Annotated in this window: 25 protein-coding genes; 8 read left to right on the forward strand and 17 right to left on the reverse strand. The window is 66.9% G+C overall.

The features are described 5' to 3' along the window. Positions 1 to 3: 3 nt before the first annotated feature. The 3 genes from ACYVBN_RS15195 to ACYVBN_RS15205 are packed head-to-tail and all read right to left on the reverse strand — an operon-like array spanning position 4 to position 1,800. Complete coding sequence (locus ACYVBN_RS15195; protein ID WP_460601255.1) at positions 4 to 513, reverse strand: GNAT family N-acetyltransferase; 510 nt, start codon at positions 511 to 513, stop codon at positions 4 to 6. A 58-nt stretch (positions 514 to 571) separates the two neighbouring features. Continuing rightward, positions 572 to 1,240 (reverse strand): (2Fe-2S)-binding protein, encoded by a 669-nt coding sequence (locus ACYVBN_RS15200; RefSeq protein ID WP_460601256.1) that lies wholly within the window; start codon positions 1,238 to 1,240, stop codon positions 572 to 574. Next, a complete protein-coding gene (locus tag ACYVBN_RS15205; protein WP_460601257.1) occupies positions 1,237 to 1,800 on the reverse strand; it encodes a hypothetical protein in 564 nt (187 codons plus the stop codon). Before ACYVBN_RS15205 ends, ACYVBN_RS15200 begins: the two co-directional genes overlap by 4 nt. Before the next feature lie 246 nt (positions 1,801 to 2,046). Here ACYVBN_RS15205 and ACYVBN_RS15210 point away from each other — a divergent pair, with 246 nt between their 5' ends. Both ACYVBN_RS15210 and ACYVBN_RS15215 read left to right on the forward strand, forming a co-directional pair. After that, entirely contained in the window at positions 2,047 to 3,396 is a 1,350-nt protein-coding gene (locus ACYVBN_RS15210) for an MFS transporter (RefSeq protein ID WP_460601258.1), read from the forward strand. Between the two features lie 10 nt (positions 3,397 to 3,406). Beyond that, complete coding sequence (locus ACYVBN_RS15215) at positions 3,407 to 4,429, forward strand: DUF3048 domain-containing protein (RefSeq protein ID WP_460601259.1); 1,023 nt, start codon at positions 3,407 to 3,409, stop codon at positions 4,427 to 4,429. Positions 4,430 to 4,438: 9 nt separating this feature from the next. Here the strand turns inward: ACYVBN_RS15215 and ACYVBN_RS15220 are convergent, their stop codons facing one another. After that, a complete protein-coding gene (locus ACYVBN_RS15220; RefSeq protein WP_460601260.1) occupies positions 4,439 to 4,972 on the reverse strand; it encodes a diadenosine tetraphosphate hydrolase in 534 nt (177 codons plus the stop codon). A 618-nt stretch (positions 4,973 to 5,590) separates the two neighbouring features. Here ACYVBN_RS15220 and ACYVBN_RS15225 point away from each other — a divergent pair. After that, the gene (locus ACYVBN_RS15225) at positions 5,591 to 5,902 is read left to right on the forward strand and encodes a nucleoside triphosphate pyrophosphohydrolase family protein (protein ID WP_460601261.1); all 312 of its coding nucleotides are present in this window, start codon (positions 5,591 to 5,593) and stop codon (positions 5,900 to 5,902) included. 34 nt (positions 5,903 to 5,936) lie between these two features. Here ACYVBN_RS15225 and ACYVBN_RS15230 read toward each other — a convergent pair whose 3' ends face one another. The 8 genes from ACYVBN_RS15230 to ACYVBN_RS15265 form a co-directional block, all read right to left on the reverse strand. Further along, positions 5,937 to 6,719 carry a hypothetical protein gene (locus ACYVBN_RS15230; RefSeq protein WP_460601262.1) on the reverse strand — a complete coding sequence of 261 codons (783 nt, stop codon included), beginning with the start codon at positions 6,717 to 6,719 and terminating at the stop codon, positions 5,937 to 5,939. Positions 6,720 to 6,832: 113 nt separating this feature from the next. Next, positions 6,833 to 8,335, reverse strand: coding sequence for a recombinase XerD (locus ACYVBN_RS15235; RefSeq protein ID WP_460601263.1), 1,503 nt, complete (start codon positions 8,333 to 8,335; stop codon positions 6,833 to 6,835). A 13-nt stretch (positions 8,336 to 8,348) separates the two neighbouring features. Beyond that, on the reverse strand, positions 8,349 to 8,681 hold the full coding sequence (locus ACYVBN_RS15240; protein WP_460601264.1) for a helix-turn-helix domain-containing protein: 333 nt from the start codon (positions 8,679 to 8,681) through the stop codon (positions 8,349 to 8,351). After that, positions 8,678 to 9,742: a tyrosine-type recombinase/integrase gene (locus ACYVBN_RS15245; RefSeq protein ID WP_460601374.1), complete on the reverse strand. Its 1,065-nt coding sequence runs from the start codon at positions 9,740 to 9,742 to the stop codon at positions 8,678 to 8,680. The genes ACYVBN_RS15240 and ACYVBN_RS15245 overlap by 4 nt, the downstream gene beginning before the upstream one ends. Positions 9,743 to 10,285: 543 nt before the next feature. Continuing rightward, positions 10,286 to 10,945, reverse strand: a complete 660-nt coding sequence (locus tag ACYVBN_RS15250) for an HAD family hydrolase (RefSeq protein ID WP_460601265.1) — start codon at positions 10,943 to 10,945, stop codon at positions 10,286 to 10,288. Continuing rightward, complete coding sequence (locus tag ACYVBN_RS15255) at positions 10,942 to 11,616, reverse strand: Type 1 glutamine amidotransferase-like domain-containing protein (protein WP_460601266.1); 675 nt, start codon at positions 11,614 to 11,616, stop codon at positions 10,942 to 10,944. The genes ACYVBN_RS15250 and ACYVBN_RS15255 overlap by 4 nt, the downstream gene beginning before the upstream one ends. 69 nt (positions 11,617 to 11,685) lie before the next feature. Continuing rightward, positions 11,686 to 11,784: a type II toxin-antitoxin system YoeB family toxin gene (locus ACYVBN_RS15260; protein ID WP_460601375.1), complete on the reverse strand. Its 99-nt coding sequence runs from the start codon at positions 11,782 to 11,784 to the stop codon at positions 11,686 to 11,688. After that, positions 11,750 to 12,013 carry a type II toxin-antitoxin system Phd/YefM family antitoxin gene (locus ACYVBN_RS15265; protein ID WP_460601267.1) on the reverse strand — a complete coding sequence of 88 codons (264 nt, stop codon included), beginning with the start codon at positions 12,011 to 12,013 and terminating at the stop codon, positions 11,750 to 11,752. The genes ACYVBN_RS15260 and ACYVBN_RS15265 overlap by 35 nt, the downstream gene beginning before the upstream one ends. Positions 12,014 to 12,398: 385 nt before the next feature. On the opposite strand from ACYVBN_RS15265, the gene ACYVBN_RS15270 reads away from it, so the two are divergent. Both ACYVBN_RS15270 and ACYVBN_RS15275 read left to right on the forward strand, forming a co-directional pair. Beyond that, a complete protein-coding gene (locus ACYVBN_RS15270) occupies positions 12,399 to 12,929 on the forward strand; it encodes a hypothetical protein (RefSeq protein ID WP_460601268.1) in 531 nt (176 codons plus the stop codon). A gap of 97 nt (positions 12,930 to 13,026) precedes the next feature. Continuing rightward, on the forward strand, positions 13,027 to 13,764 hold the full coding sequence (locus ACYVBN_RS15275) for a peptidylprolyl isomerase (protein WP_460601269.1): 738 nt from the start codon (positions 13,027 to 13,029) through the stop codon (positions 13,762 to 13,764). A 3-nt stretch (positions 13,765 to 13,767) separates the two neighbouring features. Here the strand turns inward: ACYVBN_RS15275 and ACYVBN_RS15280 are convergent, their stop codons facing one another. The 5 genes from ACYVBN_RS15280 to ACYVBN_RS15300 form a co-directional block, all read right to left on the reverse strand. Continuing rightward, complete coding sequence (locus ACYVBN_RS15280) at positions 13,768 to 14,565, reverse strand: 2-phosphosulfolactate phosphatase (RefSeq protein WP_460601270.1); 798 nt, start codon at positions 14,563 to 14,565, stop codon at positions 13,768 to 13,770. Continuing rightward, positions 14,562 to 15,425 carry a GNAT family N-acetyltransferase gene (locus ACYVBN_RS15285; protein WP_460601271.1) on the reverse strand — a complete coding sequence of 288 codons (864 nt, stop codon included), beginning with the start codon at positions 15,423 to 15,425 and terminating at the stop codon, positions 14,562 to 14,564. Before ACYVBN_RS15285 ends, ACYVBN_RS15280 begins: the two co-directional genes overlap by 4 nt. A gap of 94 nt (positions 15,426 to 15,519) precedes the next feature. Next, entirely contained in the window at positions 15,520 to 16,089 is a 570-nt protein-coding gene (thpR, locus tag ACYVBN_RS15290; RefSeq protein ID WP_460601272.1) for a 2'-5' RNA ligase family protein, read from the reverse strand. After that, the gene (locus ACYVBN_RS15295) at positions 16,086 to 16,736 is read right to left on the reverse strand and encodes a response regulator transcription factor (protein WP_460601273.1); all 651 of its coding nucleotides are present in this window, start codon (positions 16,734 to 16,736) and stop codon (positions 16,086 to 16,088) included. Before ACYVBN_RS15295 ends, thpR begins: the two co-directional genes overlap by 4 nt. Then, positions 16,724 to 17,119, reverse strand: a complete 396-nt coding sequence (locus tag ACYVBN_RS15300) for a sensor histidine kinase (RefSeq protein WP_460601274.1) — start codon at positions 17,117 to 17,119, stop codon at positions 16,724 to 16,726. The genes ACYVBN_RS15295 and ACYVBN_RS15300 overlap by 13 nt, the downstream gene beginning before the upstream one ends. Positions 17,120 to 17,199: 80 nt before the next feature. Between ACYVBN_RS15300 and ACYVBN_RS15305 the strand changes: the two genes are divergently transcribed. The 3 genes from ACYVBN_RS15305 to ACYVBN_RS15315 all read left to right on the forward strand — a co-directional run. Continuing rightward, entirely contained in the window at positions 17,200 to 17,928 is a 729-nt protein-coding gene (locus ACYVBN_RS15305; protein WP_460601275.1) for an ABC transporter permease family protein, read from the forward strand. 86 nt (positions 17,929 to 18,014) lie between these two features. Continuing rightward, positions 18,015 to 18,527 carry a GNAT family N-acetyltransferase gene (locus tag ACYVBN_RS15310; protein ID WP_460601276.1) on the forward strand — a complete coding sequence of 171 codons (513 nt, stop codon included), beginning with the start codon at positions 18,015 to 18,017 and terminating at the stop codon, positions 18,525 to 18,527. Positions 18,528 to 18,592: 65 nt separating this feature from the next. Beyond that, positions 18,593 to 19,415, forward strand: an 823-nt coding sequence (locus ACYVBN_RS15315) for a class I SAM-dependent methyltransferase (protein WP_460601277.1), incomplete at its 3' end; no start/stop codon positions are given.

A 19,415-nucleotide genomic window follows, 5' to 3' on the forward strand; every position in this document is an offset into this window, starting at 1 on the left:
GACTCAGGCCGGCGCGGCCGGCCGCCGCATGCGTTGGTCGAAGCAGCGCCACGAGTCGTCATACCGCTCGGCACCATCGAGTTCGAAGCCGAGCTTGCGGTAGAACCCGATTGCCCGGTCGTTGCCGCGCAACACCCACAGGTAGCTGGGCGCGTCGCCGACGGCGCGGGCCATCAGGTCCTGGGCGACGCCGCGACCGTGCCAGCGGGGTGCGACGTTGAGGCTGAGCACCTCCAGCGGGTAGGGCGCGTCCGCGTCCCGGCCCGGGCCGACCTCGACGATGCCGACCGGCTCGCCGTCGACCACGGCGATCAGGACCCGATTCTCCGACGCCCCGGCGTCCACCCCGGAGACGGTCGCGCGCCAGCGTGTGGTGCTGTTGTCCACGTCCAGCCGATCGAGCAGTGGCTGCTCGATGAGGCCACGGTAGGCATGGCGCCACACCGTCACGTGCAGAGCGGCCAGCGCGCAGACGTCGCCCGGTGCGGGGGCTCTGATCGTCCATTCCGGCACGCCGGCGAGTATGCCGCACCCGCGGCGGCGACACACAGATCGTGCAGCGTGTCGTCGGTCAGTGGCGCAGGACGCAGTCGCCGCACACTGCAGTTCCGGCCCGGTAGATGAGGCAACAGCTGCGCCGCCGGAAGTCCGGACCGCTGCGCAGTAGCCCACCGTCGATGCGCGGGTCGGACAGCAACTCGTCCGCCGCACGCCGGGCGGCGGGCAGCAGGTCGGGACGTGTCGTTCGCAACAGACTCAGGGTGCTGTTGGCCGCGGATCCGACATTGCCCCACAGCACGTGTGCACTGACGGCATACAGCCGCTGGATCACGGTGGTCAGCGCCTCGACGGCGGTGTCGGATGCAGTGCCGGACGCCGCCCGCGATGCCGTGCCGGTCGTGCCCGTACTGGCGAGCGAGAGCTGGACCAGCCCGCCCGGCGGCTGCCGCCACCAGACGTGCTCGACGGCCGGCGAGGCCTCGATGCCGAGTGCGCGGGCACACAGCTGGGCGGCGACGAGTCGGGCGGCGAGGCCGAAGTGCTCGGTGGAGGCTGCGGTGCGTAGGTCGACCGGGGCGGCGCCGGTGCGCAGCGCGCGCGACACCTGCTGGACGCGGTCGCGGATCGCGTCCTCGCGCAAGCGGGCGCTCAGTGGCTGCCACGGGGCCTTCGGTATGTCGTCTACGGCGTGGTCCGCGAACGCGAGGGCAGCGCCCAGCCGGTGGGGATCGTGGGTCACGTGGCGATCCGTTCGACGAGTGCCTGCAGCGGCGGGGGAGTCGTCGCAGGACCGACCGCTGCGGCCAGGGCGCCGGCCAGGAGTGCCTTGCGGCCCGAGGCGACGCCGCAGAAGCGGTGCAGCTGCTCGGCCAGGGGGCGCTCCTGCCAGGCCGGCTGCTGCCGGAGCGTGGCGAGTTTGCGGTCCAGGCCGAGACCTTCGATCACCGCTACGGTGCGTTCGGTGCCGAGCGCGCGGATGAGTTCTTCCTCGAGGTCGGCGTGACAGACGAAGAAGCCGTATGACGACAGGTCGCTGGCATCGCGCACCGGCAGTCCGACCTCGTCGAGCGCGTGTTCGACGAAGCGGGCCTCGGGTGCATCGCACAGGCCGAGGATCTCCGGGACTCGCGGTCGGGTGCGGTGGAGTGCGATGAGCTCACGGCGCACGTTGGTCACGCCTCCGAGGTCGACGAGTCGGACGTGCCCCAGATCCACGCCTCGTGTCGAGGCCACCGCGGTCAGTGCTGCGATGTCGCTGATCCCTTCGAGCAGCACCACTTTGCGGACCGCACCGCGCACGAGCCACCTCCTGACGTCGTCCCGACTCTACGCAGCCGCGCTGCCGATCTTGGTCGTGACTGCACGCTCCGACGACATCGATGTGGTGGCGACGCGTCGCCGGACGCGGGTGCCGCCGGCAGATGCGCTCCGTTATCGTGTGGCGCATCCCACGGGAGTCCGTACGACGCACGGGCTGAGAGGGCGACAGCCGGTCGCCGACCGTCGAACCTGTCCGGGTCATGCCGGCGAAGGAAGGACTCCGCGGTGGCTGCCGTCATACCTGAATCACGCCTGTCTCCACCACGATCCGACGAGCAGCAGACCCGACAGCGAGCTCGCGCCGCGTCGTTGGTCGGCAGCACGCTGGAGTGGTACGACTACTTCGCGTTCGCCACCGCCTCGGCGCTGGTCTTCGGCGACGTGTTCTTCCCGTCCAGCGCCCGGGTGACGGGTCTGCTGCAGTCCTTCGCCGTGCTGGGTGTCGGATTCGTCGCGCGGCCGTTCGGCGGCCTGGTGCTCGGTCGGCTGGGAGATCTGGTGGGACGACGCCGGGTGCTCCTGATCACGCTCTGGACCATGGGCCTCGCGTCGACCGCGATCGGGTTGCTGCCGACGGCGGCGCAGGTGGGGTGGGTGGCGCCGGCTCTGCTGGTCTGCCTGCGCCTGGTGCAGGGCTTCGGGGTCGGCGGCGAGTGGGCGGGAGCCGCCCTGGTCGCCGTGGAGAACGCGCCCGCCGACCGTCGGGCGCGGTGGGGGAGCCTGCCGCAGATGGGTACGGCGCTCGGCGCGGTGCTGGCGACAGCGGTGTTCGTGCCGGTGGCCATGCTGCCCGATCGTGAGCTGCAGTCGTGGGGGTGGCGACTGCCGTTCCTGCTGAGCGCGCTAGTGGTCGCAGTCGGCCTGTGGATCCGCAGCGGGCTGATCGAGGCCGCCGATGTCACGGAGTTGCGCCGGCGGGGTGAGATTGCGCAGCGACCGGTGCAGGAGACCTTGCGGGTGGACCGCGTGCCGGTCGTGCTCGCGATCGGGCTGCGGTTGGCCGAGAACATGTGGGGCTACCTGGTGCTGGTGTTCGCGCTCACCTATGTGCCGGACGCCGGCCACCTCGGCAAGGACGCGGTGCTGACCGGAGTCAGTGTGAGCATCCTGCTCGGCGCCGGATGTTATTGGGGGGCAGCCTGTGTGGCCGACCGGGTCGGTCGTCGTCCGGTCTATGTGGCGGGCGCCGCGTTCGGTGTCTGCTTCGCCTACCCGTTCTTCGTCATGTTGCGCAGCGACTCGCTGCTCGTGGTGTGGGCGGCGTTGCTGCTGGGCTGGGGAGTCGCCAGCGGTGTCAACTTCGCGATCGAACCGTCCTGGTTCACCGAGTTGTTCGGCCGGCGCACCCGCTGCACCGGCCTGTCGCTGGCGTACAACGTGGCGACGATGCTGTCCGGGTTCACGCCGTTCCTGGCCACTCTGCTGCTGGAACGCGGTCACGGCCGGCCGGTGCTCATCGTCGCGCTGCTGGTGGTGCTCGGGTCGGTTGCGATCGGCTGCGCCATACTCGCCCCGGACCCGTATGGCGCGCACCGATCGGTCCGCTCGGCAAGGCGGTCATTGCCGGGGCTGTAGCGTTGTCCCGATGACTGCCCACACACGACGCGGTGCCCTGCTGGCAACTGCCGTCGGACTCCTGTCGCTGACCACGGCGGCCTGCGGTGGCGGATCCACAGCCTCCACGGCCTCGAGGACGCCGTCCAATGGGGCGCCTTCGTCGGCGTCGCCCACAACGCGCAGTGCGACGCCTCGGCCGACGACTGGGCGACCGGCGGGGAACCCGCTCACCGGCGGCCCCCGTACCGGCCGTCCGGTGATCGCGGTCAAAGTGGAGAACACCAGCGCGGCAATGCCGCAGTACGGACTGTCACCGGCCGACCTGGTGTTCGTGGAGGAGGTCGAGGGCAGCCTGACCCGGCTGATGCCGGTCTACTCCACCAGTTTCCCGAGCCGGGTCGAGCCGGTACGCAGTGCCCGCAGCACGGACGTGGAGATCCTGCCGATGTTCGGTCACCCGGCGCTGGTCTACTCCGGTGCTGCTTCGCAGATCCGGGCGAAACTGGACAAGGCGCCCATCACACTCCTGGGCGGCGGCAGGCGTGACTCCCATCGTCGGGCACCGCACAACCTGTATGTCGATGTGGCGGCGTTGGCGCAGCGGCACGGCCTGTCGGCCTCGCGGGACATCGGGCTGCGGTTCGCCGAGGGCGACCCACGGCTGCAGCACGCGGCCGGCGACAGCTCGTTCACCGTGCAGGTCGGCGGTGACCGGTTTTCGTTCTCATACCAGGGGAGTCACTATCTGCCGAGCTGGAACGGCAGGCCGTACCGCGACGTCGGGGCGGGCGGTCACCAGGTGACCGCCGACAACGTGCTGGTGCTGCGCGTGCGAGAGGTTTCCGACGGCTACCGGGACCCAGCGGGCAACCCGGTCTATCGGTCCGAGTCGACCGGCTCCGGAAAACTGACGCTCTTCCGTAATGGGAAGAAGCTGTCCGGAACGTGGCACCGGGCGGCGGTCGACAAGCCGTTCCGGCTCACGGACGACCGGGGGAGGACGCTGACGCTGACACCAGGGAAGACCTGGATTTTGTTGCAGAACATGTGAATTCAGATCTCATTGCGCGTCATCGGCAGCCACCTCGCCGTCCGCCAGGAGGCCTCGAGTGATGAGCCGCCGCAACGGGTCGTGCTGGGGACCCAGCGCCGTCGCCGGCCCGTAGAACACCGACGGGTCGTAGCGCCATACCGGACCGCCGACGTAGTCGGGATGCTCCCAGTCGTAACGGGCGAAGATGTGGGCATGCAGGTAGGCGTCGGTATTGCCCAGGATCTCGTAGTTCAGCCTGCGGAAACCGCCGTCCAGCCGGCTGCAAGCCAAATCGACAGCAGCTCCGAGTCGGTCCATGGAGTCCAGGAACGCCAGTCGTCGTGGCCGGGGGAGATCGGTCAGTCGATCGATCGACGGGTCGTCCACCAGGAGCACGCAGTAGCCGGGCAGAAATTGGGCGTCGCCGATCACCGCGAAGCTCTGTGGCAGTGCGGCCAGCACGGTCGGGTTCCGTCCGTCGTGCGCCGCACGGATGCGGTCCAGCTTCCAGTCGTCGGTCACGCGGTCGGGTATGCCGTCGCGCCGAGCGGCAAGCCCCAAGGGTCGAGGGTTGCGCGTGCGGCGAACGGCAGGGGATGGATCCCGAGCCGTCTTCCTTGCATTACCACTACTGGACACCCTGCGTATCAAGTTCGTGCGTATTCGTCGGCATATTGACTCGCCCCGTGGATCCTGTCTGGGCTAGCGTCGACGGATGCCGTCAGTCGAGGATGGGGCCCAATGCACGTGCCCAGACTGCGCCTGCGGGAACGAAGCAGACATCGATCTCGGCCGCGGTCCGATGTGTGGTTGCTGCGCTGCCGACTGCCCCGACGTTCATGGCGAGGGAGGCAAGACCTGGCGCAGGGGCTACTGGGTTCGCCCTGTGCCGTGGCGGCTGGGGTGGGAACTTCACGTGGACGGCGTCGGCGTGACCCAGTGCGCCGAGCTGGGCGACGCCGAAGAGACCACTCGCGACTTCTTGGCCTCATTGGGTTTTAAGGACGCTTCGACGGCGCGAGTCCATGTTCTTCGACGGGTAGCGCCGCCCACGGGTACCTGATCGCGAAAGCTAATTCTAGTGACAGTGAATCTCGAAGCACTTGGGCCACCAACAGGCTTGGGGTGAGTGCAATGGCATGCCTGGCAGCTGAGTGCGCGAACCTGTAGAACCGGAGCATGGATATTGCATCGGCGCAGGAAGCTGTCTTCGCGAACAAGGTCGCCAAGGGGTTCAACACCACCGACGTGCCACTTGAGTTCTGTCTGCTGCAAGGGGAGATTGCAGAGGCGTTCGAAGCGTGGCATCGCGGCACGGGCACGGTCGGCGAGGAGCTGGCGGATGTGGCGATCTACCTGCTGGGACTATCGGAGGTTCTGAACGTCAACCTCCAAACGGAGATCGAGCGGAAGATGGCCAAGAACGCCGGCCGCGAGTATCTCCGCTCGAAAGGCGGCGCCTTCGTGCGCGTCGGTGAAGACGATTCGTAGGCAGGCACCGGTTGCGGGGTGAGGGGCTCTGGCCTCACGCTTGCAGCGCGTAGCGATGCAGCCGGGCACCAGGTTGGCGCGCGTGGTGAATGGCAGTGCGGGTTGGCCAGATGAATCTCGGGCTGCACCAGGCCTGTGACGGCTTGTTGAGTACCCAGCCTCCACCAATCGTCACGCACGCATGCACTGCAAGCCCATCATGCTGTCGCCACACGTACACGATCCCTGGGTCGACATCGTGCCGGGTAGTGGCCACCGCGGTGGCGTTCGCCGCCAGCCAAGACTCGAACGGCTCTTGCGTCATCCACTCGTCCGCCGCGCCGTGGACACCTGCGGCTGCCATCACAGTCCCGAAACAGTTCGGGCCTGAACGGCGGGCAAACGTACCGGCGAGGCTTTGTGCCTCCGGCAGCAAAGCGAGTGCTCGCTCCCATATGGGGTCCTCGACGAGAGCGTGCTGGCTGGGACGAACGCCGTCTTCGATGTAGTGCAGCAATGGACGGTCGCCTGCTGCCGCGAACCTGTTGGGCCACCACACCGAGCGATACCCACGTTGTCGCGGCGTCGCAAGGGCACGGCGGACGGCGGCAGGAAGCTGACTGAACTGCGACTCGGAGAGCAGAGCCCACCCCGGCGAGTACGCCATGAAAGTGTCGCGAATCTCCAACGGCAGCGATGTGTGGTCGATTTCCACGAAGTGTGACCGCGTCTCCTCGGGCAGCTCGCGCACATAGAACAACTGCTCAGCTGGCGCGAACCATGCACGCCACAAATCGACCAGTTCGTCGTCTACGCGGATGCCCAAGGTCTCTATCACCCGCGGAGCATAACGACGTGGCAGTATCCCTGAGATCCCCGGCCCTCAATGGTGACCGCTCGCCGGCGCAGAGCGATGACACTGTCTCAGTCGGACTGTTCGTCGGCGCGGCGTCACGGGGACCCGATCCGTCGTCCGGCGTAACGGGCCCATGGTTCAGCGGCCTTGTTCGCGTGGAGGAAGGCGACTTGGTGGCTGTACCCGAGGGCATCAGCAACAAGTGACGGTGGGCACTCGAGGACCAGCTCACCGATGGCTCGGTTACGGGCACCCAGGAGGTTAATCCCGAGGTCGCGCAGGCGGTCCATCACGGTGTTGGGGTGTAGGTGCCGCCCGGGGACATATCCGGGGAAGAGCCAGGGACTGTCGGGTCCTGCACCTGTGCGCAAGTTGGGCCGGGCCGCGAGGTGCGCTCGGATCATGCCGGCGAATGGTTCCGGCACGTCGGTGGGTTTCCCGCCGAGCCTAATGGTCATCTCGGCGTCATCGCTGATGATGCTCGTGGAGAAGGTGACGACCTTGACCAGTGGCTGCGCGTAGAGCAGCAGCAGCATGCCTGCGGTGCGGTAGGGGAGCGATTCGCTTGTGCCGGTGAGCAATTCGTGGATCCAGGCGAGACGCTGGTCCTGGCTGAGCGACGGGCTCGTCCTTGGTGACCGGTGTTGGATGGTGACGGTCGTATTGAGCTGCATTCGTTTCGCGACGACGAAGAAGGTTCTGATCGCGCTGCGCGTGGTCGGTCCGCTGGTAAGCCACTCGTCAACGTCCTGTTGCGTGCAGGTCTCCGCGGTCCGTTCATAGGTTTCGTGGAGCCACAGCAGGAACTTCGCCGTCTCGGTGATCTCCTGCTTGGCGGAGTGCACCGGCCCACGAGTTGCGGCGCCTGCTGCCGCCTTCGCGCGAATTCGCCTCAGGTGGTGCCAAGTGGCGAAATACCGCACCGGCTGGCCAACTTCAGCGGGCAGGTCTGCCAGCTTGGTGTCGATCCATTGCTCGAAGCGAGGCAGGTACTGGTCGCGCTGGGGGAGTAGCCCATGGTGTTGCAGGATCGCGCGCAGGTGCTCGGTAGGTTTGCCTGGGACCGTGTCGAGCCCTTCGTGGGTAACAGGGATCGTGCCGGCGCCGAGCGCGCGCAGTAGCTCTTGGACTTTCGCCGACCGTTTCCAGACGATGATGGATTCGGGTCGGTCGGCGGCACACAGTGCGTCGACCAGCCCCGTCAGGGCTGGGTCGGTTGGTTCGCCGCCGAGGATGTCATGCAGGTCATCGCGCAGAGCGCAGCGGGCACAGAGTCGGCCGCGGTGGTGGCCGGCTTCGACGTCGCATCGTTCGCAGTGGAAGTCGTAGGGGATTTCGGCGCAGGTCGAGCAGATCGAGTGACCGTCGGTGTTGGGTGGTCCAGGCAGAAGCCGTTCTTGCAGGCATTCGGGGCAGGTTCCGCGCGTGTGCACGGCGTCGAAGTAGCAGGTGAAGCAGAGCCGGCCCTCGGGCCAGGTGGCAGCCAGGCGTGGGATGTTGCGACCACAGCGTGCGCAGGGGTCATGACGGTCACTCGTGGTGCGTGGTCGGCCGCGGACGGTACGGCGAGGGGAGAAGCCGACAGGTTTCGGATCCATCGCTGTCACCGTCCTATTCGTCCAGGATGTTCGCGCGGCGTGGTCGGACAGTGCGGTCCAGTTGGACGACGTTCGGTGCGGACGCGGTGCCGGTCTTGCGCGCACGTGCGTCGGCCGCTGTCGTGGTGAGTAGGTCGGCGGGCGTGCATTCGAAGATGTCGCACAGCGCGGCGATCACCTGCAGGGAAACACGTTCGGGGCGCTGGTTCACCAGGCGGTAGACCTGGGGCCTAGACAAGGTGATGTAGCGTTCAGCAAGCAGGGGGATGAGGTCGGTGGTGTTGTGCAATCCGCGCGCCGCCATCAGCTCGGACAATCGCCACGTGTAATCGACCTTGCGCTTCATGATGTTCCGTCCTCGGGGGTGCGTGCTATGGCTTCCCTCACCGTACGATCAAGTGCGGCACGCAGCGTGGAGCGTCGGAACTCGTCGGACACGAACTGGTAGATACCCGTGGTCGAGGCGTACTCGTGGCCCATCTGGTCCTGCACGAATCGCGGGTCCCAGCCGGCTTCGAGCAGATGCGTCGCGTAGGCGCGGCGGAACGAATGCAAGTCCAGGCCATCAGAGAAGCCCAGTTCTTCGCAGTATCGACGGAGCCGGCGCAGCAGAGTGGATTCGACGACCAATCCGCCGCGTTCGCCGGTGAACAGATCGAGCGTCCCCGGTTCGCCACGGCCGTTGGCGAGCCAGTCTTGGAGGATGCCGGGTGTCCAACGCCAGACTGTCAGAACGCTCCGTGGTTTGTGGGGTGAGCCTCGTCGAGCCTTGCCGTAGCGGACTTTGCAGACGCCGAACGCTCCGAACTCGCGAGCATGCGGGTTGCGGGCGAAATCGACCGTTTGCAGGTGACGCAGCTCGTTGAAGCGCAGCCCGTAGGCGTACGCGACTTTCATCATGACGGAGTCGCGGTAGGCAGCTTGCCAGCCCTTGCGGCCGGACCGGCCGATGCGTTCGACCTCGTCGTCGGCGTGATCGAACAGTGCACTGACTTCTTCGCGGGTGTACGGGCGCTTGGTCGGCTTCCCGTCGTACTCCTGAGAATGACCTGCGGTGTTCCACTCAAAGAACACCTGCGCCGGATGTGTGCCGAAGTACTGCTCGCAGACCCGGTCCCAGCCGTAGTCGGGGTTGCTGATGTAGCTGGTGAACTCGCGCAGGATCGAGTGATAGTTGCGAAGCGTGGAGTGAGCGACGTGCTTCACGGTCCGCAGGTCGGCCGAGAATTCCTCGACCATGGCCGGGGTCCAGTTCCACGGATCCTCGTTGACGTGTTCGACGAACCGCTGCACCAGTCGGATCCGCGGATCGATCGTGGCGAACTGCAGGTTCCGGGAAAGCTGCTGGTTACGCCAACCATCAAGCATCATCGAGAGCACCTGCTCGTCGGGCCGCAGGACCGGCATCGACTGCACCAGGTGGACTCGTCCGGAGTCATCTATCTGCATCGCAGCTCCCACAAATCTGGTTACATCCAGTGATTCAATGATGCATCAGATGAGATCAAGGCGCATCAATGCAGGTCAGCGGCGTGTCGCGACAAGACTTCAGAGACCAAGACATCGACTAGACAGCCCACCGTCGGCATCGAGCTGCCGCCTATCCACGGCTGTTTGTGCAGATCAGCGAGCTGCCAGCGACCTCGCCGGGGGCAGCGGTGGATGGTCTGAGGAGTGATTCATCTGTTGTAATACGCAGACTAGTAGTTGACATAATGTCGATTATCGGATCGTAAACAGCCGTCATATCCGGACGGGCTTTACGGACCTGATCGCCGCTCCCAGCCCAGGCCGTGTCCTGACGTGCGCGATGTCGGCCTCGTCGACGTCGGTCTCTCGGACGGATGGCTGACGATTCGGAGGCGGCTACCTCGAGAGGTCAACGGATGTCGCGAGAGAGGACGTTCGCGACATCCGTTGACCTCTCACCGGCGACTAACGCGCAGCGCGTTACCGAGCCGAGACGATGCGCTGGAGTTCGGCCAGGCTCTCGATGCGGTGCGTCGCCAGCGAAAAGTCCTGTGCCGCGGTGAAATCGTTGTGTACAACGGCACAGTCGATCCCGGCGGCGACGGCGGAGCGCAGCCCTCTCGCCGAGTCCTCGACCACCAGCGCCTCTCCCCTGGCGGCATCGAATCGCTCCAACGCGTTCAGGTAGGGCTCTGGGTGCGGCTTGGCGCGATCGTAGTCCTCGCGGACGAGCACGAAGTCCATGAATCGTGTGAGTTGGCGCTTCTGGTGGATGAGATCGAAATCGGCACGCTTCGCAGTCGTCACGATCGCCATACGGACATGGCTCGACAATGCGGCCAGAACCTCGGGAACGCCTGCAATCTCGATGGATTCGGTCCGCAGATAATCCCGGTAGTACCTGTCACGCTTCTCACGCAGTCCGGCGATGACGCGCTCGTCGACGCCGGCCGCTCTGGCTTGTGCCCAGGTCGTCATACCGTCGGCGATGTCCCGGAGATACTGCTCGCGATCCAGTGGGAGTCCGATCTCTGCGAGAGCGCGTCGCCCGGCCTCGAAGTACCACGGCTCGGTGTCGACCAGGACGCCGTCGTGGTCGAAGAGGATGAACTTCTTGGCCCGTGCCGCACCTGTGCTCATGGGAAACGCACTTGCTTCCAGTAGCCCTCGGAGACGACGCGAAGCTCACCATCGACCACTGCAATCGCGGTCTGGTCATCGATGGCGTATGCCGGGGCAGAGATGGTCGCAGCCCACGCTTCGGCCTCGGCCAGCGAGTTGCCCGGCATGCCGTCCGGCGCGAGGTGGGGACAGATGGAGAAGTCGACGAGGCCAAGGGTCCGGTCGTCGCCGTTCGGCGGCCGCCACTGGATGAAATCGTCCCCGACCTCGGGTGTCATGACCATGCTGCCGGCGCTCAGGCCGACCCAGACGGTGTCGGTCAATGACGGGAGCAGGTCCACCAGGCCCGACTGCTGCATCCAATGGCACAGATAGAGCACGTCGCCGCCGGCGGCCAGCAGGGCGTCGGTCTCGCGAACCAGCGGGACCCATTGAGCTTCATCAAGACTCGGCAAGCTCGTGAGCTCGAGGACACCGACGGACTTCCACCCCAGATCCACCATCGGATTCGTCGAGCGACCACTGATGAACTCCCGTGCCCTGACCCCGGGTCCGACCGCTGGATGTCCGTACATGGCCGTAGGGATGCACAGCGCAGTGCACTCGGCGATCGGCTTGCCGAGCATGTCGACCAGTGCGTCGCGGATGCTGTCGTTGGTGACTCCCCCGGAGGTGAGCAGAAGTCTCATGGCCGTCTCTCTACTGTGGCTCCGTCAGTGCCGGTCGACGTATGAGGGCGAGGTTACGGTTCGTCATTCTTAGTGGTAGCGACAGGCTGCAACGCGGACCTCATCCGCAGCCAACTTGTAGATCAACCGGTGTTCATCGGACCAGTAGCCCTGAAAGCCATGCTTCAGTGGCTCCGGCTGCCGATGCCCTCTTTCGACGCGAGCAGGCGCCGCGCGTTAGCTGGGCTGCGCAACAGGTACGCCGCGTCTCCTTGAGCGACTCGTAGTCATCCAGCGACACGATGACTGCCGGCTCGTAACGGGCACGCGTTATGACGACCTCTTCACGGTCGTCAACGACCGAGTCGAGCACTTCGGCATACTTCGAGCGCGACTCCGTGTAACTCATGGTCTTCATGGATGAGCACCTCTCTACAGGAAACCGTACCGAATGCTGAATATCCAGCAACACGTCGGCGTTGCTCGGACACGCGGGCGTTACCCGGCCCGGCTTGTCAGGGTCGATCACGCCCCAGGGCGCGCGTCGGAAGACGTGCCCCGCAGGCAGGGCTCGTATCCGGCGCGGTGGTCCATCGATCCAGCCCAGCCGTGCTGTGTCACGACATATACGTCCCCATCGAACGTTCCGCGGAAGTGATTGCTGTAGAGCCACGCACACAGCCGGTTGAACTCCCGTCGACCCGCAATCACGTAGCCGTCACGACAGACCACGTTGTCCACAGCTGGTTCGGCTGTGGACAACCTGCCGCATGCTCGTGGCGAAGCTGCTTCGCTGTCGTGCCATGGGATTCAGCACGAAGTACTCGGGACGCCTCGACATCCACCCGTCGCTCAACGATGCAGAGGCGGACTGGCTTCGTGCGTTCGTCGCGATCGACCGACGCTTCTACAGCGAGCCTTACGAGGTGGCCAAAAATCCACGTGCATTGGAACTCGATCGCTTGCAGCGACGACGGTCACACGACGAGGACGATGCCCTGAAGTCGCTGGTCCCGCGGGACGGCACGCCATACCCACATCTCGATTGGGGGCCATGTCCGGCGGGGTGTTGCCTCGCGTGGGACGGCACGGAGAAGTCCCGGATGGCCGAGGAGTCGCTGCAGTACCTCATCGACCACTTCCTGCGACCCGGCGCACACGCCCGGTTGGATGACAGACCCGAGTTCGAGCACTTCACCTTCGACCATGTCGTCAACGGGGTGATCGCTGCGGAGCGCGACGACACACGTGAGCTGTTCCTGATCGTGCACAAGGACAACACCATTCGACGAGAGCGCCTGGTCGCACCCGACCCTGCTCCATGGGACATGTGACCGCGGATCTGTGCGAAGTCGACTGCGCCGCAACCCGCCATACGGTTCTCGAACCGAGCAGACTGAGCGCACCCGTCACACCGTCAAGGAGCCAAACATGCACCTGTGGAAGACCTTCGCAGCCCTCGGAGCAGTCGGCCTCACCGCGGCCGTCATGCCCACAGCAACGGCCAGCAACCCGGAGCCACCGACCGTCCCGACCAAGGGCGCCTGCGCGTTCACGCCGATGGCCGACCAGACGTACTCGACCTTCGTCGGTCTCCCACCGGATCCGGCGAAGGCGACGCACGGCAACGCCGGGCTGACCCTGAAGACCAATCAGGGCGACATCCCCGTGGTGCTCGACCGAGCCGCCGCTCCGTGTGCCGTTCGCAGCATGGTCCACCTGGCACACCAGAAGTACTACGACGGCACCACGTGCCACCGGCTGACCGCCTATCACACTGCGCCGTATGCACTTTCGGTGCTGCAGTGTGGTGACCCGCTCGGCACGGGCTGGGGCGACCCGGGCTACTGGTTCAAGGACGAGCTGGGTTCTGCCAACGCCCTGCAGAACTGGCCCGGCTTCCCCGACGGCAGCCGGAAGAACTACACACGCGGCACTCTGGCCATGGCCAACGGCGGGCCGGACACGAACGGCAGCCAGTTCTTCCTGGTGTATGACGACTCGCGCCTCTCCCCCGACTACACCGTCTTCGGCCACGTGACGCCGGCCGGGATGACGGTGTTGGACAAGATCGCAGGGGGCGGCGTCGACCCGGGCACCGACGGCACGCCCGAGGACGGTGCGCCGGCGCTGACCACGATCATCGAGCGCGCGAAGAGCGGCGTCTGACCGTCAGCCCGCAGGGCCGAACGCACCGTCCACGAGAATCGGAACCACCGATGAGACGTCGCGTTCGGCCGCGACGGCGACATCGGACGCGAAACCCTTGGTAGCAAGCTCACGACCGCTCACCGCCTCATGCAGAACCGCCCCGAGATTGCCCTTCAGGCGGTCGAAAAGCGCTGCAGCAGCGAGCGACTCAGGACTCATCCGTGCGGCATACCCGCGAGCCCGAAGACAGGCAAGGATCGCTCCGGCGCCGAGCTGATCCTCCAACGCCGGGCGTAGCGAGTCGTCATACTCCCACCGCTCCCCCGCAGCGATCACCGCGACGGAGCGACCGCCCTGGAGTCCGTCCGCCAGCCACTGTGCGACGGCATCCGCGTTGCGGAAGCACCCGGCCACCACGAGCGAGTCCATGCCTCGCAACGCCGCTGCGATGGTGGAGCCGTTCGGCGAAGGCAACACGAGGCGCGGAACAGCCTCTCCGGCAAGCAATCCGGCCGGAGACAGGGACGGCGCTGACGGGCGTTCGGACTTCGTCGCCTCGAGCCTACCGACGGCGAGCACCGCATCGTGCGCGGCTGCGAAGTCCGCCGCCCGGTCATCCTTCCACGGGTAGGGAAAGACCGTCATTCCACGGCCGACGGCGATGGTCACCGACGTGGAGAAGCTGAGTACGTCGACGATCACCGCGACATCGGCACGCACCGCCCGCGCACCCGTCGGACCCCATTCGAACCGTATGTCGAAGTCGCGTTGTCCGAAAACGCTTGTCGCACCGGCAGATCCAGACTCGTTGTTGCTCACGACTTCCGGCCGAGATCACGCCGCAGCGGCAGCTTCTCGAACCCTGCCGAGACGTATGCCGCAACGGCACCGACGTTGGAGCTCGGCGTGCAGACCAGCATCGATGACGCTCCGAGTTCACGCAACGCGATGCCGGCGGCGTGACAGATGGCGCGACCGTACCCCTTGCCGCGGTGGTCCCGGTGCACGCCCAGCGGCTCGATCAATCCCGGCCTCCCGGCTCCGGCACCCCACACAGTCGTGGACGCCACCGGACGACCCTCGTCGTCATACCCGACAAGGCTGCGCGCGTCGGCGAAGGCCGCGCTCTGGGCCATGGACTGCCAACGCTGCTCGGTGAATGTCGATGTCGGGAACGCACCGCGCTGCACCGCCGCACTGTCCGCCGCGTGGTCCGCATCAATCACCTCGATCCGCAGCGAGGGCTCCGGCAGATCGGTCAGGGGGTGTCGCAGCGGTGTCCACTCCTCGTCCAGCTGCCATCCGTTGCCGTGCAATACATCTCGCACCAGTACGTCGTTCGGGACCTCGACAAAGACCTCGCCCTCGCCCAGCACACCGCGCGCCGGGTCTCCCAGGTCGGCGGCGAGCCGGCCCGCGAGTTCTGCGTCCTGGGCGAGGTCCGGTGCCATTGTCAGCCGGATCAGGTCCGGTTCGTCCGCCATACCGACGGCGATGATGCGACCGTCACGCAGCCACGTCCGCGTGGCGCGTGCCGTGCGCTCCGCGCCGAAGCGCTGGAACCAGCCCAGGTCACCCGGGTGGAACTGCAGGGGCAGGTCATCGCGCTGCCAGTCCCGCAGGGCGCCGTTGACCGCAGGGAGATCGGCGGCACCGGGCGTGCGTAGTTCGATCGGCATACGCTGAGCGAACACCGCCGCGGAGACCGGCGGCAAACGATTTTGCATCGCGCGCCCGACGGCGTCTTCCGGTCGAAGACGGCGACCTGCACCCTCATGATCGTCCTGCGCTCGATGCCGGACCGAGCGGCAACTGTGCGACGGTCTCGTGACGGGGCCGGCGGTGCGGTCCCTCGCCCAGGTATGACGCGACCAGCTCCACTTCGTCCACCCGCCATGTGTCACTGGTGAACGTGTCCAGGACCTGCAGCCAACGCCGCGCATCCATGGGGCGGCGCGGTCTCGCGACGCTCAGGTGGCCGACGAAGCGCTGCCCGTCCGGCGTCGCCCCGGCCGAGTTGGCCGCGTGCCGCACACCGGTCGCCAACGGCGTCAGATCGACGCTCGGACGTAGCCACAGGACGCGTGCTTGCAGCGGGTCGGGGAACGCTCCGGCCCCACTCAACCGAAGCTCGCATGCGCTGTGCCGCAACGTGGTCCGGCGCAGCGCGTCGACGAGCTCGTCCTCACGGTGATCCGGCACGGCTGCCAGGAAGGCGAGGGTGAGATGCCACTGCGCGGGGTCGATCCACGTCATACCGTCGCGCGGCGCGAGGAACTCCGACAGCTGGTCGCGGACGCGCTCGGACGGACGGATCGCGACGAACATCCGGGTGCTGCTCATCGGTCGGCCTCCAGGAAGCGCAGCACTGCGGCGACCCGCCGGTCGGGGTCATCACCGGGCTCGAGTGCGAGCTTGGCGAAGACGTTGCGGATGTGCTTGTGCACCGCGTTGTCGGTGATGAAGAGCCGTGTGGCGATCGCCGCGTTGCCGAGGCCCTCGGTCATCACCGACAACACCTCGCGTTCGCGGGGGCTGAGCAACGCGATGCGGTCGTTCGCCCGCTGCCTGGAGAAGAGTTGTGCCACCACCTCCGAGTCTATTGCGGTGCCACCGTGGGCGACGCGCTGCAGTGCGTCGAGGAACGCCGCCACCCGCCCCACGCGCTCCTTGAGCAGGTAACCGACCCCTCCCGCTCCGTCGGCGAGCAACTCGGTCGCGAAACTCTGCTCGACATACGCCGACAACACGAGAACGGCGAGGCCCGGATGAGTACGACGTGCGGCGACGGCCGCACGGATGCCCTCGTCGGTGTGGGTCGGCGGCATCCGGACATCGACAACAGCAACGTCCGGCCGGTGCTCGTCCACCGCCAGCAGGAGCTCCTCCGGGCCACCGACTGCGGCTGCCACGTCGATCCCCTCCCCCTGCACGAGCAGGACCAAGCCTTCCCGCAGGAGCGCATCGTCCTCGGCGATCACGACCCGCACGGCAACTCCACCTCCACGACAGTCGGCCCGCCCGCCGGGCTCCACACCCTCAGCGTCCCATCGTGTGCCTCTGCGCGCCGCGCGATGCCGGCCAGACCGGAGCCGTCCCGCACCACCGCCCCACCGTGTCCGTCGTCCTCCACCCGGGCATGTAGCCGGTCTCCGGTGTGCGTGAGCACGACCATGGCATGGGACGCGCCGCTGTGCCGGGCGACGTTCGTCAACGCCTCCGCGACCGCGAAGTAGACGGTCGTCTCGACCGACACCGGTGCACGACCGGCTCGCACCCGCAGCGTGGCCGGCACCGGTGACTGAGCGACCAGGGCGGACAACGCGCCGTCCAATCCTTCGTTCTCCAACACGGCCGGCAGGATGCTGCGCACGACCGCACGCAGCTCGGCAAGCGCGGATTCCGCACTTGTCTGGACGCTTTCGAGGATCTGAAGCTCGCACTCCGTCCGCGGTGACTCACGGCGACCTGGACCGGCTGTCGGGCGACACAGCCGCGCTCGACTCCTTCACCGCGTCGACCAGGGGGATCGGGATCGGCGACCGTTTCACCGTCATTCTCGCGGACGGGTCGGTGGTGCCTCCCCAGCTCGTGGCGACATACGCTCGCAGCTTCGGCTTCGGCAAGGTGGTGCTGTCGACGGACCTACTGACAGCACACGGCTCTCCCGCGTCCGACAGCGTGCTGATCGTCGCGCAGCCCGGGGCGACCGATCTCGTGCGGCACGTACGGGCGGCCGTGCGCGGCATGGCCGGCGTCGACGTGGCGGCCAGAGCACTGCCTCCCTCGCTGGTCGGCGCCGCCGACCCGACGGCCGGAGTGAGCCTGCTCATCACCCTGATGTTGCTCGGCTACGTGTTGCTGGGAGTCGCCAACCGACTCGTCGCGACGACCGCACGCCGGCGCAAGGAATGGGCTACGTTGCGCGCGATCGGCATGGCACCTGTGCAGATCCGGCGAATGGTGCGCGCCGAGGTCGCTGTCATCGTCGGCGGTGCGGTCGTCGTGGGGCTGGGCATCGCCCTGGTCCCGATGACGTTGATCAGCATCGGACTCGTCGGCGAACCGTGGCCACAGGGACCGCCACTGCCGGTGGCCCTCGTCTGCCTCGTCGTCGCGGCGACGGCGTATGGCGCCGCCATGGTCACGACCCGCCGCACGTTGCGACACGGCATGACCTGACGCCGTGGCTGGGCGGGGAACCGCCACGGCGGACGCGCCCGGGTGGCGCTGCTCGTCGAGGTATGCCGCCAGGAGACACTGAGAGCGTGAGTTGCCATGCCATGCCCGCGCTTTCGGCCCGTCGCGCCACACTGGAGGATGCGGAGGCACTGCTCGGCATCCGGCGTGAATCGGAAACCTGGCTGGCGTCGCGCGGCATCCGGCAATGGCCACCCGGTCACTTCACGATGGACCGGCTGCGCGGTCAGCTGGCCGCGGGCAGCTGGCTGGTCCTGGTCGACGACGTCGACCGGATCCACGCCAGCCTGGAGTCGCTGGAGGCCGACGAACTGTGGCCGGACGCACCACCAGGAGAGGCGCATTACATCCACGGCCTGATGGTCGACCGACGCATCGCCGTGCCTGGCGCCGGCGGCCGGTTGCTCGACCACGCCGCCGCACGGGCCCACGCTGCCGGGGCGTCATACCTGCGCCTCTACTGCGTGGCGACCAACCCGGCGTTGCGCGACTACTATCTGCGCCGCGGATTCGTGGAGACCGGCCATCGCGACTTCGAGGACTCGTGGTTCAGCGCGCGGCTCTTCGAGAAACGGGTCTGAGTCCCACCGGAACCGATGCTCCCGCCCCCGGCAGCCCGTCTGCCGAGGTGAGAGACAATCGGCGCATGCGATGCGACTACTTCGAGGCCGGAGCATGTCGCTCGTGCACCCTGATGGGCGTGCCCTACACGGATCAACTGCGCGATCTGCAGCGTTCCGTGGCGGAAACGCTGGACGGCCACATCCACCGAGACGCCTGGGACCCTGCCGCGACCGGTCCGGAATCGCATTTCCGCAACAAGGCCAAGCTGGTCGTCGGCGGCACCCGGCACCGGCCGACCTTCGGAATTCTGGACGGTGACCTACGCGGTGCCGACCTGCGGGACTGCGGCCTGCACGAGCCAGGACTGCACCGCACGATCCACCAGCTCACCGCATTCGTCACCGAACTCGGCCTCACGCCGTACGACGTGCCACGACGCAGCGGGGAGTTGAAGCACCTGATCGTGACTCACTCGCCGGACGGCGAGTCGATGATCCGCTTCGTGCTGCGCTCCCCCGGTCAGCTCCGTCGTCTCGAACGCGCACTGCCCGACCTCCTCGCCGCCGTCCCCGGCAGCCGGGTCGTCTCCGTCAACCTGTTGCCCGAACACAAGGCCGCGCTCGAAGGGACCGAGGAGATCGTGCTGACCGAGGCAACGTCGCTGCCGATGCGCCTGGACGACATCACCCTGCATCTGCGGCCGCGCAGCTTCTTCCAGACCAACACCGTGGTCGCCGCGCAGCTCTATCAGCAAGCGCAGCAGTGGATCTCGCAGCTCGCACCGGACAACGTGCTCGACCTGTTCTGTGGCGTGGGTGGATTTGCGCTGCATGCGGCGAAGGCTCTCGGTCTCGATACACCTCCCCCGCTGCGCTCCTCCGGCACTCGACCAGCGAGCTCCTCCT

It is taken from the genome of Flexivirga lutea, assembly GCF_054778955.1.

What these genes read in the sequence shown, in the direction of transcription:
- ACYVBN_RS15265 (WP_460601267.1), bottom strand. Translation starts at nt 12,013, where the DNA reads ATGAAGACCATGAGTTACACGGAGTCGCGCTCGAAGTATGCCGAAGTG.
- ACYVBN_RS15245 (WP_460601374.1), bottom strand. Translation starts at nt 9,742, where the DNA reads ATGCCGGTCCTGCGGCCCGACGAGCAGGTGCTCTCGATGATGCTTGAT.
- ACYVBN_RS15225 (WP_460601261.1), top strand. Translation starts at nt 5,591, where the DNA reads ATGGATATTGCATCGGCGCAGGAAGCTGTCTTCGCGAACAAGGTCGCC.
- ACYVBN_RS15235 (WP_460601263.1), bottom strand. Translation starts at nt 8,335, where the DNA reads ATGGATCCGAAACCTGTCGGCTTCTCCCCTCGCCGTACCGTCCGCGGC.
- ACYVBN_RS15270 (WP_460601268.1), top strand. Translation starts at nt 12,399, where the DNA reads ATGGGATTCAGCACGAAGTACTCGGGACGCCTCGACATCCACCCGTCG.
- ACYVBN_RS15240 (WP_460601264.1), bottom strand. Translation starts at nt 8,681, where the DNA reads ATGAAGCGCAAGGTCGATTACACGTGGCGATTGTCCGAGCTGATGGCG.
- ACYVBN_RS15250 (WP_460601265.1), bottom strand. Translation starts at nt 10,945, where the DNA reads ATGAGCACAGGTGCGGCACGGGCCAAGAAGTTCATCCTCTTCGACCAC.
- ACYVBN_RS15275 (WP_460601269.1), top strand. Translation starts at nt 13,027, where the DNA reads ATGCACCTGTGGAAGACCTTCGCAGCCCTCGGAGCAGTCGGCCTCACC.
- ACYVBN_RS15215 (WP_460601259.1), top strand. Translation starts at nt 3,407, where the DNA reads ATGACTGCCCACACACGACGCGGTGCCCTGCTGGCAACTGCCGTCGGA.
- ACYVBN_RS15255 (WP_460601266.1), bottom strand. Translation starts at nt 11,616, where the DNA reads ATGAGACTTCTGCTCACCTCCGGGGGAGTCACCAACGACAGCATCCGC.
- ACYVBN_RS15285 (WP_460601271.1), bottom strand. Translation starts at nt 15,425, where the DNA reads ATGCCGATCGAACTACGCACGCCCGGTGCCGCCGATCTCCCTGCGGTC.
- thpR (WP_460601272.1), bottom strand. Translation starts at nt 16,089, where the DNA reads ATGAGCAGCACCCGGATGTTCGTCGCGATCCGTCCGTCCGAGCGCGTC.